Source organism: Kribbella sp. NPDC054772, assembly GCF_053611945.1.
Map to the genome: position 1 here is coordinate 102,152 of NZ_JBSHBJ010000013.1, position 13,694 is coordinate 115,845.

General features: G+C 69.0%; 12 protein-coding genes and 1 riboswitch. Of the genes, 6 read left to right on the forward strand and 6 right to left on the reverse strand.

All coding sequences use genetic code 11. The annotated features are described in order from the left end of the window. Positions 1–20: 20 nt before the first annotated feature. The 3 genes from ACWGID_RS21545 to ACWGID_RS21555 all read left to right on the forward strand — a co-directional run bounded on the left by ACWGID_RS21545 (position 21) and on the right by ACWGID_RS21555 (position 2,140). Positions 21–653 carry an RNA polymerase sigma factor gene (locus ACWGID_RS21545; protein WP_452199100.1) on the forward strand — a complete coding sequence of 211 codons (633 nt, stop codon included), beginning with the start codon at positions 21–23 and terminating at the stop codon, positions 651–653. After that, positions 650–880, forward strand: coding sequence for an anti-sigma factor family protein (locus ACWGID_RS21550; RefSeq protein WP_452199102.1), 231 nt, complete (start codon positions 650–652; stop codon positions 878–880). Before ACWGID_RS21545 ends, ACWGID_RS21550 begins: the two co-directional genes overlap by 4 nt. Before the next feature lie 78 nt (positions 881–958). Beyond that, a complete protein-coding gene (locus tag ACWGID_RS21555) occupies positions 959–2,140 on the forward strand; it encodes a cation:proton antiporter (protein ID WP_452199104.1) in 1,182 nt (393 codons plus the stop codon). On the opposite strand, the gene ACWGID_RS21560 is transcribed toward ACWGID_RS21555, so the two are convergent. The 5 genes from ACWGID_RS21560 to ACWGID_RS21580 form a co-directional block, all read right to left on the reverse strand. Next, positions 2,079–3,404: a purine-cytosine permease family protein gene (locus ACWGID_RS21560; protein WP_452199106.1), complete on the reverse strand. Its 1,326-nt coding sequence runs from the start codon at positions 3,402–3,404 to the stop codon at positions 2,079–2,081. The two genes, ACWGID_RS21555 and ACWGID_RS21560, sit on opposite strands and share 62 nt — an antisense overlap. Then, positions 3,400–3,516: riboswitch (TPP riboswitch) on the reverse strand. It overlaps the preceding gene by 5 nt. A gap of 19 nt (positions 3,517–3,535) precedes the next feature. Beyond that, positions 3,536–4,195: an alpha/beta fold hydrolase gene (locus ACWGID_RS21565; RefSeq protein ID WP_452199108.1), complete on the reverse strand. Its 660-nt coding sequence runs from the start codon at positions 4,193–4,195 to the stop codon at positions 3,536–3,538. Then, positions 4,192–5,055 carry a hypothetical protein gene (locus tag ACWGID_RS21570; RefSeq protein ID WP_452199110.1) on the reverse strand — a complete coding sequence of 288 codons (864 nt, stop codon included), beginning with the start codon at positions 5,053–5,055 and terminating at the stop codon, positions 4,192–4,194. Before ACWGID_RS21570 ends, ACWGID_RS21565 begins: the two co-directional genes overlap by 4 nt. A gap of 29 nt (positions 5,056–5,084) precedes the next feature. Next, positions 5,085–5,957 carry a DUF3152 domain-containing protein gene (locus ACWGID_RS21575; protein ID WP_452199111.1) on the reverse strand — a complete coding sequence of 291 codons (873 nt, stop codon included), beginning with the start codon at positions 5,955–5,957 and terminating at the stop codon, positions 5,085–5,087. Between the two features lie 115 nt (positions 5,958–6,072). Then, on the reverse strand, positions 6,073–7,266 hold the full coding sequence (locus tag ACWGID_RS21580; RefSeq protein ID WP_452199113.1) for an ATP-binding protein: 1,194 nt from the start codon (positions 7,264–7,266) through the stop codon (positions 6,073–6,075). Between the two features lie 162 nt (positions 7,267–7,428). On the opposite strand from ACWGID_RS21580, the gene ACWGID_RS21585 reads away from it, so the two are divergent. After that, positions 7,429–8,445 (forward strand): GTP pyrophosphokinase, encoded by a 1,017-nt coding sequence (locus ACWGID_RS21585; protein WP_452199115.1) that lies wholly within the window; start codon positions 7,429–7,431, stop codon positions 8,443–8,445. Here the strand turns inward: ACWGID_RS21585 and ACWGID_RS21590 are convergent. Further along, complete coding sequence (locus ACWGID_RS21590; RefSeq protein WP_452199117.1) at positions 8,429–9,859, reverse strand: MFS transporter; 1,431 nt, start codon at positions 9,857–9,859, stop codon at positions 8,429–8,431. The two genes, ACWGID_RS21585 and ACWGID_RS21590, sit on opposite strands and share 17 nt — an antisense overlap. A gap of 179 nt (positions 9,860–10,038) precedes the next feature. Here ACWGID_RS21590 and ACWGID_RS21595 point away from each other — a divergent pair, with 179 nt between their 5' ends. Both ACWGID_RS21595 and ACWGID_RS21600 read left to right on the forward strand, forming a co-directional pair. Then, the gene (locus tag ACWGID_RS21595) at positions 10,039–11,799 is read left to right on the forward strand and encodes an ABC transporter transmembrane domain-containing protein (protein ID WP_452199119.1); all 1,761 of its coding nucleotides are present in this window, start codon (positions 10,039–10,041) and stop codon (positions 11,797–11,799) included. Then, positions 11,796–13,574, forward strand: a complete 1,779-nt coding sequence (locus tag ACWGID_RS21600; RefSeq protein WP_452199121.1) for an ABC transporter ATP-binding protein — start codon at positions 11,796–11,798, stop codon at positions 13,572–13,574. Before ACWGID_RS21595 ends, ACWGID_RS21600 begins: the two co-directional genes overlap by 4 nt. The last annotated feature ends 120 nt before the right edge of the window (positions 13,575–13,694 follow it).

The window sequence follows — 13,694 nt, forward strand, 5'->3', positions numbered from 1 at the left end:
GGCTGTTGTACCGTCTGCCTGTGGGGGTGGTGGTGCCGACGGACGACGTACTCGTCGCCGGTCTGCGTACCGGGGACGAGGACACGTTCGCGTGCCTGCTGAACGGCTGGTCGGGCTCGATGCTGCGGCTGGCCCGGTCGTTCGTGTCGACCACGGCCAGCGCCGAAGAGGTTGTCCAGGACACCTGGCTGGCGGTGTTCGAAGGGATCGAGCGCTTCGAGGGCCGGTCGACGCTGCGTACCTGGGTGTACCGGATCCTGGTCAACATCGCGCGGAAGCGGGCTGTCCGCGAGCAGCGCACCGTACCGTGGACCAGCCTGGCCCCGGATCACGGGCCGACGATGGACCCGAAGCGGTTCCGGGGCGCCGGCGACCAGTACCCGGGCGGGTGGCGCACGTTCCCGGAGCGCTGGCCGACCACCGAGACCGAGGTCCTTGCACACGAGGTCCGGGCGGCGGTGGCGGCGGCGATCGACGGCCTGCCGGTCCGGCAGCAGGTCGTCCTGACGCTCCGGGACATCGACGGCCACGATGCCGAGGACGTGTGTGCCCTGCTGGAGATCTCGATGGCCAATCAGCGGGTCCTGCTGCACCGCGCCCGGGCGAACGTCCGCGGCCGGCTCGAGCGCTATTTCGGAGGAGCCGGCTCATGACGTGCGCCGAACTGGTCGAACTGGTCACCGCGTATCTCGACCATGCATTGGACCCGGAGACCGAGCAGCGATTCGTCGACCATCTCGAGCTCTGCGACGGCTGCGAGATCTACGTCGAGCAGATCCGCCGTACCGTCGCCGAGATCGGCCAGGTCGAGCCACAGCACCTATCCGCGGAGACCCGCGACGGCCTGATGGACGCGTTCCGCGGCTTTCCTCGCCGCTGAGGCGTAACGCCCGGCCGCGGCGGCGGCACTGATCCGGTATGCCGCACGGTTGAGTTCACCAATCTGTTCGCGGTCACGGTGATCGCGTTGCTCGCACCGCTGCTGCTCGGGCTCGCACCGCGACTCCGCGTGCCTGCCGTTGTGCTGGAGATCGTGGCCGGGATCATCGTCGGGCCGTACGGACTGGGACTGGTCGCGGTCGACCTGCCCGTTCAGATCGTCGCCGTGCTGGGCCTCGGCTTCCTGCTGTTCCTGGCCGGCCTGGAGATCGACGTACACCGGCTCCGCGGCCAGGTGCTGCGACTGGCGGTCCTCGGGTACGTCGTGACTCTGCTGCTCGGTTCACTCGCCGGAGTCGGCCTGTCTGCGGCCGGGTGGGTGCACAGCCCGTTGCTGCTCGCAGTGACGTTGTCCGCGACCTCGCTCGGGCTGGTGGTTCCGGTGCTCAAGGATGCCGGCCAGTCGGAGAGCAGCGTCGGGCAGTTCGCGATCGCCGCCGCGTCAGTTGCTGACTTCGCCGCCGTACTGGTGCTGTCGCTGGTGTTCTCGACCGAAGGCGGCAGCGCGGGCGAACGGCTGGTGATGGTCGGACTGTTCGCATTGCTCGTTGTCGTCACCGGACTGGTCGTCGCCACCGCCGGACGGTCGCAGCGACTCGGCGGAGTGTTGCTGCGACTACAGGACACGACGGCGGAGATCCGGGTCCGGGCCGCGGTGGCGCTGCTGGTCGCCTTCGTGGTGCTGGCCGAGCAGTTCGGACTGGAGACGATCCTCGGCGCGTTCCTGGCCGGTGCGGTGATCGGTCTGGTGGATCGCGACGCCGAGTCGCATCCACGTTTCCGGATCAAGTTGGAGGCGTTGGGCTACGGCTTCCTGATTCCGGTGTTCTTCGTGACCAGCGGACTGCGTCTCGATCTTCGCGGTCTGCTCGACGACCCGGCCGCGCTGGTTCGCGTCCCGCTCTTCCTGGTCGCGTTGCTCGTGGTCCGGGGAGTACCGGCGTACCTTGCGGTCCGGAGGCTGGGATCCCGGGCGACAGCCGCAACGGCCTTGCTGCAGGCGACATCGCTGCCGTTCATCGTCACCGCGACGCAGATCGGCGTACTCACCGGTCTGATGACTCCGGTCACCGCCGCAGCCCTGGTCTGCGCCGGGTTGCTGTCTGTGTTGGTGTTCCCAACGGTCGCGCTGGTGTTGCTCAGGCAGCCTGTCGGCGACCGATCCGGCCCAGAAGTACAGCGGCCAGCATCGAGACGATGATCGACGTATAGGTCGCGCCGAGCCAGGTCGGTACCGGCTGGTGGTTGAACAGTCTTTGCTGAAGGTCGGTCCAGAACGGTGACCAGCCGCCGACGGTGCCCGGGTTGACGAGCTGGTACGCCGTGAAACCGATCAGCCACGCGAGGGTCGGTTGCCAGCGGAACTTCGCCGTATCGGAGACGTCCCAGTTCATCTTGCTCACGATGAAGAAGTCCGCGATCGCGACCGCGAACAACGGGATGAAGACCGAGCCGATCAGGTAAAGGAACTGCGTGTAGTTGCCCAGGTCAATGAACAGTGCGATGCCGGTGGCGATGATGCCGATCGCGACCGAGATCCACCGCCGGTCGATGTGGCCGATCAGGTTGTGGGCGGCCATCGTGGTCGAGTAGACGTTCGCGTAGGCCTCATCGACCTCGTCCACCAGCAGGACGAACAGTGCGATCGCGCCGGCCGGCAGGGTGACCAGTGCGGTGATCACGTCCTCGCTGTTGGTCTGCAGCGTCGCGACGGCGACGACACCGAGGGCGTAGTACCCGATCGCGGCCAGGCCGTAGCCGAGTGCGGACCCGCCGAACGCAGCCTTATTAGTGCGCGAGTGGCGCGTGTAGTCGGCAGCTAGCGGGGCGAACGAGACGACACCGGCCGCAGCGAGGTCGACCGCCGGCCAGAAGCCGAACACGTTGTCCTGAGGCAAGGCATGCGCCGGCTTGCTGAGGACCTGCACGAACAGGTAGATCGACGCGACCAGGACCATCCAGACCATGAACTTCCGCAGGATCTTCACGCTGCCGAGCGGCCGGACCGCCATCGTCGTCGCGATGATTCCCGCGAGGACGACGAACACCCAGCGCCAGCGCTCACTCGTCACCGCGACCGCGGCCTGCGAGATCACGATGATCTCCATCGTCGCCCAGCCGACGTTCTGCGCGATGTTCAGCACGGTCGGCGCGATCGAGCCGCGGCGGCCGAACAGCCCGCGCAGACAAGCCATCGCCGGCGCCCCGGTCTGGGAGCCGAACACGGCCGCGCCGCCGAGGACGAGCGCACCGATCCCGCAGCCGACCACGACCGCGAGCAGGCCCTGCCAGAGCGAGCCCGTGTACGCCGCGACCAGCGCACCGGTGACCGGCCCGAACAGCGAGATGCCGAAGTTCCCCCACAGCGTGAACTGGTCGAAGAACCCGAGCGTCCGCGGCGCGTCGGTGGTGAGGACGAGCGGCGCCTCGGTGGTGCTCGCAGAACGGACAGCAGTACTGGTCATGAGTGACCCCACTCCCTACGCCGGCATTACCCGGTCAGGTTCAGGCGGTCGGCGACCCAGCTGTCGCCCTCTCAGCCCGCGCACGTCGGTGCGAGCTCCCGCATAGGTTTGACGGGGACAACTCTAACGCGTCAGCTACCTTCGGGAAGAGTGGCTGCTCGTTCTATGAGAGCGGCGACTTCCGGGCCGTTGGTGACGATCGGCATGTGGGCCCCGGTGTCGAGCGTGCGGGACTCGCCGTTGCTGAGCGTCGCGAGCCGCTCGACCCACTCGGCGGTCGACAGCAGGTCGTGCCGGCCGCGGACGATCTGGACCGGCGCTTTGACCTGCGCGATCACCGCCGCCAGGTCGTGCTGCCGGGAGGCCTCGCCGGCGCGGGCGATGGTCGGCAGCGTCGTCCGGGCGTACTGCGGGGTGACGACCCGGAGGAGCTTCGGTGAGTCGGGCACGGCGGACCCGAGCCAGCGCACCGCTCGGTCCACGCTCGACATTCGGGCGTCACCGGACGGCGCGACGAGGACGACGGCGTGCGCCAACTCGGGGTACCGGATCGCGGTCTCGACGACGATCTGGCAGCTCGCCGAGTGGCCGACGAGCACCGACCGCTCGCGGATCTTCTCGGCCAGCCCCACCGCGAGCGCACGGGGGTGCAGGTCCTCACGGGCGCCGGCGGGTTCGCCGTACCCGGGCAGCGTGACCACGTGGTACGGCGTGATCAGGTGTTCGACCGTCCTGGTGTACGACTCCGGGCCGAGACCCAGGCCGGGCACCAGGACGACAGGAGCGCTCACTCCCAGGGAGCCTTGGCCGGCGGACCCTGCACGACCGGGTTCGGCACCTCGGGCTTCAGCTCGCGGTGCCCGAGGAACAGGCCGGCCGCGAGGACCAGCAGCCCGAAACCGCCCCAGCCGTACGCCGTCGGCAGCCGGTGCACCGACTCGTCATTGGCGCCCAGGCCCGTGGACAGCACCATGAACAGCCAGACCAGGATGAGCACCGCGGAGACCGCGACCAGGATCAGTCCGACCACCTCGCCCGGCTCGGGCTGCTGACCGGCCCGGCTCCGGGCCCGCAGGTCGCGGATCCACATCGCCAGCGCGACCACGCCGACCACGAGCAGCAGCAGCTGACCGACCGCGTCGATCACGTCGGTGCGCAGCGGATGGTTGAGCGGCGAGCCGGGCGCCTGCGAGATGTCGCGGAGCGAGACCCGCTGGACGGAGATGACGAGCAGGCCGTAGATCGCGGCGATCGCCGTCGCGAGGCCGACGACCCGAGCGGCGCGCGGGTCACGCGGTGCGGCAGGTTCGTCACGGCCGTACGTCGGGAGCTCGTGCGGCTCGGGGCTCGCGGAGGCGCCGTACGGGGTGCCGGGCCGGTAGGTCGGCGGCTGCGCGTGTGGCGCGGTGATCTGTCCCTGGCCGTGCGGCTGTTGCTGTGGCTGTGGTTGAGGAGGGACGCCGTACTGGCCGGGGGGCGTGCCGTAGAGCTGCGGCTCGGCGTAGTACTCCGGTGCTTCCGGTGGCTGTTGACCGGACCCGTAGGTGCCACCGCCGTACGGCGTCGGCGGGGCGTAGTGGTGCTGGTCCGCACTGGGCTGCTGCTCGGGCTCATCGTCCCGGCCGTACGTCGGGAAGTCCTGTGACGACATGCCTGCTCCCTCCCGTCGTACCCAGTCTCTCAGGTGGCTTTGATGGTGGGCCAGGCGTTCGGCAGGCAGCCGGCCAGGCCCTTCGTCTGCTGCATCATCACCGGTGCGGGGGTCTTCACCTTCGTGCAGGTCGAGTGGCCGTGGCCGAGCGCGTGCCCGACCTCGTGGTTCACCAGGTAGCTGCGGTACATCTCCACGTTCCCGTTGTACGCCGGGATCGCGTAGATCCAGCGCTTCGCGTTGAGTACCACCCGGTCCTCGACGCGGCAGGACACCTCACCGCCGGTGTCGAGGGGCAGACACAGCTTGTCGGTCAGGGTCGGCGTCGCCAGGATGATCCGGAGATCGGCGTCGACGCTGTCCGTCCGCTCGAAGTTCACCGGATGGATCGCCTGCCAGCCCCGCGGGTCGGTCAGCGTCTGGTGGATCGCGGCGGCCACGGCGGCGCCGTTCACCGTTACGCCCTGCTCGATCTCCACGCGGTACGTCAGCTTGTCGCGCACACCGGTCGCCTTGTTGAACCCCGGCACCACGGCCAGCTTGCCGGTCGACACCAGCACGTTCGGCTTCGCACTCTTGGGCTTGCGGGTCAGAGTCGGTGCCGGCCGCAACGGTGTCGTGAACTTCTGCGTCGGCGTCGCCATCGGCGTCGCACTGGGCGAGGGCACCGCGATGTTGTCCGGCACTTCCCGCTGCTCGGCGCTGTTGGCCCCAGCAACCACTTCCGCCGCGAGACTCGCCCGATGCGCCACATCCGGATGCGCGACCACAACGGTCCCCAGCACGGCCAGGGCGGTCACCGTGAACCACTGCCCCTTGTAGGACTTCCGCCGGCTGTGCCGCCCGCCCACCCGCTTCCGCCCAGCCGTCACGGGCCGCTGGCCGCTCCGCCGGGTGGTCATGGCATTTCACCCTACAGAGTCATCACAGAACCCCGAAACCCCCGTTTCAAACCAAGCCCAACCAACAAATCCAAGCCCAGCCTCAACACCATCCGCGAGGTAGCGCCCGAGGAGGTCAGGCGGTGCGGGTGCGGAGGAATTTGCCGAAGTGGGGGACGGTGAAGGCTACGGTGCCGCGTTCGGCGGAGAAGACGAGGCCTTTCTTGATCAGGCCGTCGCGGGCGGGGGAGAGGGACTGGGGTTTGCGCTTGAGGGTGCCGGCGACCTCGGACGTCGGAACGGCGCCGTCGTCGACGCCGATGCCCAGTTCGGCCATGGCGCGCATGTACTCGCGTTCCGCGGGAGTGGCTCGCTCGTACCGCGAACCGAAGAAGCCGACCGTCAGCTCGGCCGACGCCTCGGGTGCCGCGACAGCCACGTCCTTGATGGTGATGGGCGTGGTGGGCGCGTGGTCCCAGGTGGAGTGCGCGAAGGCCTGCACGAAGTACGGGTAGCCGTCGGTCTGCGCGTACAGCTCGTCCAGCGCCTCCTCGTCGTACTGCACGCCTTCGCTCTCCGCCGGGATCATCAGCGCCCGGTCGCACGCGTCGCGGGCCAACCGGTCGACGCGGATGTAGCGGAACAGTCGCTCGGAGTACGACTTGCTGGCGGAGAGCACAGCGGGCAGATGCGGCAGACCGGCGCCGACGACGACCAGCGGCGCGCTCTGCTGTGAGATCTCGTGGCAGGCAGCGCACAGCGCGGACAGGTCGTCCGCGCTGATGTCCTGCATCTCGTCGATGAACAGCCCGACTCCGACCGACAGGTCACCGGCCAGGTCCGCCGCATCGGTGAACAGCTCGATCAGATCCATCTCCAGGTCACCGGAGTCCGCACGCCCCTTGGCGGCCGCCACGTCGACCGGCGGGTGCCAGCGGATGCCTTTGCGGTCGTTCGCCGCGGTCCGCAACGCGAAGGCCTTCAGTACGGCGCTGAACTGGTCGACCCGCTCGTCGTCGCGGTGCCGGTGTCCCAGCTCCCGCATCGCGGTGTGCAGCGCCTGAGCGATCGGCAGCCGGACACTCTGGTCCGGCCGTGCCTCGATCTTCCCGGTGCCCCACGCGCGCTTGATCGCCTGCGATCGCAGCGTGTTGAGCAGCACCGTCTTACCGACGCCCCGGAGCCCGCTGAGTACCAGGCTCCGTTCCGGCCGGCCCGCCGCGACCCGCTCGAGCACCACCTCGAACTGCCGCACCTCGGTGTCACGTCCGGCCAGCTCAGGCGGCCGCTGACCGGCGCCGGGCGCATAGGGATTCCGGATCGGATCCATGCTTTCACTGTATGAGGCCGTCTAGCGTTTTCCGTAGATTGACCAATCAACGACCAGAGCGTGTCGCGAGGACTGTCTACGACTTTCTACCGAATTCACTAGATACCGATAGACACCGCGAGCGACGCCAAGACCACTTCAGGGACCACTAGGGTTCCGCCCATGGTGGAGTGGGTTCCGCAAGCGGGGGCGTTGTACGAACGGGTGCATCAGCAGTACGTCGGTGGCGCGCGCAAGCTCGAGGCGCTGATCAACGAGCTGATCGGTGAAGAGGAAGGCATCAACTACCTGACCGCGACGGCCCGCGCGAAGGACCCGGAGTCGTTCCTCACCAAGGCCTCGAAACCGCACCCGGACGATCCCGACCGGCCGAAGTACGACGATCCGCTGAACCAGATCACGGACCTGGTCGCGGCCCGGGTGATCACGTTCCTGGTCGAGGCGGTAGACCGGGTGTGTGAGGTGATCGAGGCCGAGTTCGAGATCGTCGAGCACACCGACATGGGTGCGCACACCCGGGCGCAGGGTGTCTTCGGGTACGCGAGCAAGCACTACTTGGTCCGGCTCAACGAGCACCGTCGCGAGCTCCCGGAGTACGCCGTACTGAAGAACCTGGTGATGGAGATCCAGGTCCGGACGGCGGTCCAGCACGCGTGGGCCGAGTTCGAGCACGACATCCGGTACAAGCTCGACATCCCGCCGGACCGCAAGCCGGAGTTCGACCGGCGGTTCCTGCTGGCCGCTGCGCTGATGGAGCTGGCCGACAACGAGTTCACCGAGATCGACCGGCTGTACCGCGAGCTCGCCGCGACCGCGTCGGACAAGGCCCCGCTGGATCTCACCTCGGCCACGTTGACGACGTACCTGACCCGTCGGTACCCGGACGCGCCGCACGCGAAGACGACGCACTACACCTGGATCCTCGGTGTCCTGCACCGCCTCGGCGTCACCACCGAGGAGCAGCTCACCGAACTGCTCACCGGCATCGACAGCCAAGCCGTGCAGGCAGCCATGACCCATCGCGCCCCGGCCGGCACGGTACGCCGCCTCGACGACGACCTGCTCGCCGCGAAGGGACCGGACTACTTGGAACTGTTCCCCGGCGAGGAGCGCCGCCAGAAGATCCTCAAGGGCCGCCTGAAGGCCCTGACCCGCGCCGGCCTCATCCAGCAGCCCTAGACTCCGCCAGCTCGTCGGCAACAGCGGATGCGGTACGGCGGGCCCACTGCGTGGTCGTGATGAGCCCCAGCACGAGTACCAGCAGTCCGCAGCCCGCGATGATGAACCAGCAGAGCTGAGCCGCGTCGACGAACCCCGTCTCGAAAGAGCCGACCAACCGCGCAGTCAGCACCGTACCGACGACGGCGACACCCAGTGAGGCCCCGACCTGACGACTGGTTGACGCGATCGCGGCAGCGACACCGGCCTGGGCCCGCGGCATCCCAGAGACCGCCGCGTTCGTGATCGGCGCGTTCAGCATGCCGAAACCGAGTCCGAAGACCAGATAGCCGATCAGCAACAGCACAGTCGGCGTACTGGTCGTCAAGCGGGACAGGATCAGACCTGCCGCAGTCAGCATGGTCCCGGCCACCACCAGCGGTATCCGCGGACCGCGGTGACCGACCAGCCAGCCGGACACCGGCGCGAACACCACAGTCATGGCAGCCATCGGCAACGTCAGCAGGCCGGCATGCAGCGCGGTGAACCCACGCACCGACTGCAGATAGAGCGAGTTGAGGAACAGGAACCCGGACAGCGCCGAGAAACCGCACACCGCGATCAGAGTGGCACCCGAGAACGGCGCGCTCCGAAAGAACCGTGGATCGAGCAGCGGTTCCTTCCGACGCCCCTCGTAGTACACGAGCGTCACCAGCGCCGCCGCGGCCACCGCGAAGCACCCGAGGATCAGTGGCGACCCCCACCCTGCAGACCGGCCCTCGATGACTCCGTAGGTCAGCCCACCGAGTAGTAGTACGACGAGCACCTGCCCGACCGGGTCGATCCGCCGCGGTACGGCGGCCCGCGACTCCGGCACGAACAGCCTGGTCATCAGGACGGCGAGCACCGCCACCGGCACGTTGATCCAGAAGATGAACCGCCACCCCGGCCCGTCGACCAGCGTGCCGCCGACGACCGGCCCGACCGCCATGCTGAGCCCGACCACCCCGCCCCAGACCCCGATCGCCTGCGCACGCTCGCGCGGGTTGGTGAACGTGTTGGTGATGATCGACATCGCCACCGGGTTCAGCATCGACCCGCCGACGGCCTGCAGCACCCGGAACAGGATCAGCAGGTCGATGGTCGGCGCGACGCCGCACAGCAGCGACCCGATCCCGAAAAGCACCAGCCCGGCCTGGAAGGTCCGTCGCCGCCCGATCCGGTCGGCTGTCGACCCGGACACCATCAACAGGCTCGCCAGCACCAGGGTGTAGGCATCGATCGTCCACTGCAGCTTCTCGACCGACGCTCCGAGCTCCGAACGGATGGCCGGCAGCGCCAGGTTCACGATCGTCGAGTCCAGCCCGACGATGAACAAGCTGGAGCAACAGATGCCGAGAACCAGCAGCCGCCGCCCGCGCGTCAGCTCCTCCACCCGGCTCCTTCCGATCGCCCGTTGAAGACTGTACTACCCGGTTCCGGAAACGATTCCCGAGAGGTTCGCCACAGGACCTGAAAACGGTTTGACGGACTGTCGGCGGCGGCGCCTACGCTTGATGCATTCGCCTGGTCAGGCACCCTTTCTCATCCCTCTATGCCTCTTTGTGAGACGTCATGTCGTTGCGCCTCATTCCGTTCGCCGATCCGGGTGTGCCCGACACCCGGTCCGGTCTCCGACTCATCCTCTGGCTGGAGCACCAGCAGCTGCGCGGGCAGGTCCTCGCAGTCTTCTGGGGGCTCGTCTTCTTCGGTGGCATCGCCGCCGCTCCGGTCGCCGTCGGTCTCGCCGTGCAGGCGGCGATCGACCTTTCCTGGCCCAAGCTGATGCTGGCCGGTGCGCTACTGCTGGTCTTCGGTGCGGCCAAGGCCGGCGCCGACTCGTTCTTCCACCGCGCCGTGGTGACGAACTGGATCAGTACGGCGTCCCGCCTGCAGCAGCTGCTGATGCGCAAAGCAGCGGAGCTGGGCTCGCTGCTGACCCGCCGGATCGCCGCCGGCGAGGTGGTCGCCGTGAGCAGCGGCGACGTCGAGAAGATCGGCTGGTTCGTCGAGGTCCTGGGCCGGTTCGCCGCCGCCCTGCTGACCTGTTTCGCGGTCGTCGTCGGCCTGATGTTCTATGAACCGGAGCTCGGCCTGGTGGTCCTGGTCGCCGTGCCGGTGCTGGCGTTCTCGATCGTCCCGCTGATGGGTCCCGCGGAGCGCCGCGCGGACGAGCAGCGGGCCAAGGGCGGCCGGGCCACCGAGCTGGCCGCCGACACCGTCGCCGGTCTGCGCGTGCTGCGCGGCATCGGCGGTGAGCAGCTGTTCCTGGACCGCTACCGCGAGGCCTCCCAGCAGTACCGGAGCAGCGCGGTCCGCAGTGCCCGGATGTGGGCGCTGATCGCGGCGCTGCAGGTGCTGCTGTTCGGTGTGTTCCTGGTGGTCGTGGTCTGGCTCGGCGTGCACCTGGTGACGTCCGGCAAGATCTCGGTCGGCGAGCTCGTCACGACGTACGGGTTCATCACGTTCATGCTGGTGCCGCTGCACACGTTCGAGGAGACGGCGAGCGCGTTCATCTTCTCGAAGGTGTCGGCCCGCCGGGCCGCGCGCGTGCTGTCGCTGCAGCGGACCGACGAGACCAAGGGCACCGGGGAGGCGCAGGCGCCGGAAGGCGACCTGCTCGACCCGGTCACCGGTCTGCACGTCCCGGCCGGGAGCTTCACCGCGGTGGTCTCCGGCAACCCGGACGCCGGTGGTCTGCTGGCAGACCGCCTCGGTGGTCACAGCCCGAGCGCCGATGGCGAGGCGTCGGTGCTGCTCGACGGCGTCGCGCTGGACGACCTCCCGCTGGACTCCGCGCGGACGGTCGTGCTCGTGCAGGACAAGGACCCCGTGCTGTTGTCAGGGACGGTCCGCGACCTGTTCGACGTACCGGCCAGTGGTGCGGTCACGCCGGAGACGGCTCTGGACGCGGCGCAGTGCGAGGACATTCTCGACGTACTGCGGCAGACGCTGCCCGCTGGTGAGTCCGACGCGATGAAGGCGGTGCTGACCGAGCGCGGGCGATCCCTGTCCGGCGGTCAGCGGCAGCGGGTCGCTCTGGCCCGTTCGCTGTACGTCGACCCGCAGGTGCTCGTGCTGGACGAGCCGACCAGTGCGGTGGACGCGCACACCGAAGCGCGGATCGCCGACGGTCTGCGGCTGCTGCGGTCCGGCCGGACCACGGTGGTGTTCACGTCCAGCCCACTGATGCTGGACCGCGCGGAGCGGGTGGTGTTCGTGCCGGACGGCCGCGTCGAAGCGGTCGGCACGCACCACGAGCTGCTGCACACCAACCCGCGGTACCGCGCCGTCGTGACCCGTGAAGACGAATCGACTCTCGAGGAGTCCGTGTGAAGCGCCCGGAGTACGACCCGGCGGCCCCACAGGAAGTAGTGCGGCTCCCGGTGGCAAGTGGCGCGACCGTTCGTGCCTATCTGAAGACGCTGTTCCGCCGGCATCGCCGTGCGTTCCTCTGGCTGACGCTGGTGAACGCGGTGGCGGCGCTGAGCGGCATGGTCGGTCCCTGGCTGCTCGGCAACGTGGTGCAGAAGCTGTCCGAGGGCAAGACCGACGTGAAGCTCCCGTACGTCGTCATCGGTTTCGTGATCGCGCTCGCGGTGCAGACCGTGTTCGTGCGGATGACGCGGTTGCGCGGTGCGGTGCTCGGTGAGGAGATGCTGGCCGACCTCCGCGAGGACTTCCTGGTCCGCGCGGTCGGACTGCCGCCGGGTGTGCTGGAGCGCGCCGGGACGGGTGACCTGCTGTCCCGGATCACCACCGACATCGACCGGCTCTCGCACGCCATGCGGGACGCCGTACCGCAGCTGACGATCGCGATCATCTGGGCGTCACTCCTGATCGGCGCCCTGGTCGTCACCGCACCGCCGCTGGCCGTGGCCGTGGTGATCGCGGCACCGATCCTGATCATCGGTGGCCGCTGGTACTTCCGCCGCGCACCATCGGGGTACCGCTCCGAAGCCGCCGGGTACGCCGCGGTCGCCTCGGCGCTGGCCGAGACGGTCGACGCCGGCCGGACCGTCGAGTCGCACCGGCTCGGTGGCCGCCGGATCGGTCTCGGTGACACCCGCATCGGTCAATGGGTCGCCTGGGAGCGGTACACGCTGTACCTGCGGATGATCCTGTTCCCGGTGATCAACATGACCCACACGGTGGCGCTGGCCGCCGTACTGGTCATCGGTGGCGGTTTCGCGATCCAGGGCTGGCTCACGGTCGGTGCGCTAACCACGGGTGCGCTGTACATCCAGATGCTCGTCGAGCCGGTCAACATGATGATCCGCTGGTACGACGAGCTTCAGGTGGCGCAGGTGTCGCTGGCCCGCCTGGTCGGCGTCCGTGAGGTGGAGACCGAGGAGACGACGAGTGACGCCGAGCCGGACGGCCGGACGGTGCTCGCGGACGACGTACGGTTCGGGTACTTGGAGGGTCGCGACGTACTGCACGGTGTGACGCTGACGGTCGAGCCGGGTGCCCGGGTGGCACTGGTCGGGCCGTCCGGTGCCGGGAAGTCCACGCTGGGCCGGCTGCTGGCCGGCATCTACTCACCACGCGTCGGCGACATCACCTTGGGTGGCGCGGCGCTGGACCGGATGTCTGCCGAGCAGGTGCGCAGTCATGTTGCCCTGGTCAACCAGGAGCACCACGTGTTCGTGGGCAGTGTGCGCGACAACCTGCGGCTGGCCCGGCAAGACGCGACCGACGCCGACCTCTGGGCGGCGCTGCGCTCGGTGGACGCCGACGGTTGGGTGGCCGGCTTCGACGGCGGTCTGGACACCGAGGTGGGCTCCGGTGGGGTCTCGCTGACGCCGGCCCAGGCGCAGCAGGTCGCGCTGGCCCGGCTGGTGCTCGCCGACCCGCACACGCTGGTCCTGGACGAGGCGACCTCGTTGATGGACCCGCGCGCGGCCCGGCACCTGGAGCGGTCGCTGGCGACCGTGCTGGAAGGCCGGACCGTGGTGGCCATCGCCCACCGGCTGCACACCGCACACGACGCGGACGTGATCGCGGTCGTCGAGGACGGCAAGATCGTCGAGCTCGGCGGCCATGACGAGCTGGTCGGTGCCGAGGGTGCGTACGCCGCACTCTGGCACTCCTGGCACGGCGACCGCTGACGCACCGCCTCTCGTCGGGGGGGGGGGTGCGCGGGGCGGGCGCCCCCCCCCCCGGGGGGGGGTAGAGTGGGGGGGGGGGGCGCCGGGGTGGGGGGGGCCCCCCCAGCGCCCCCGGGGGCG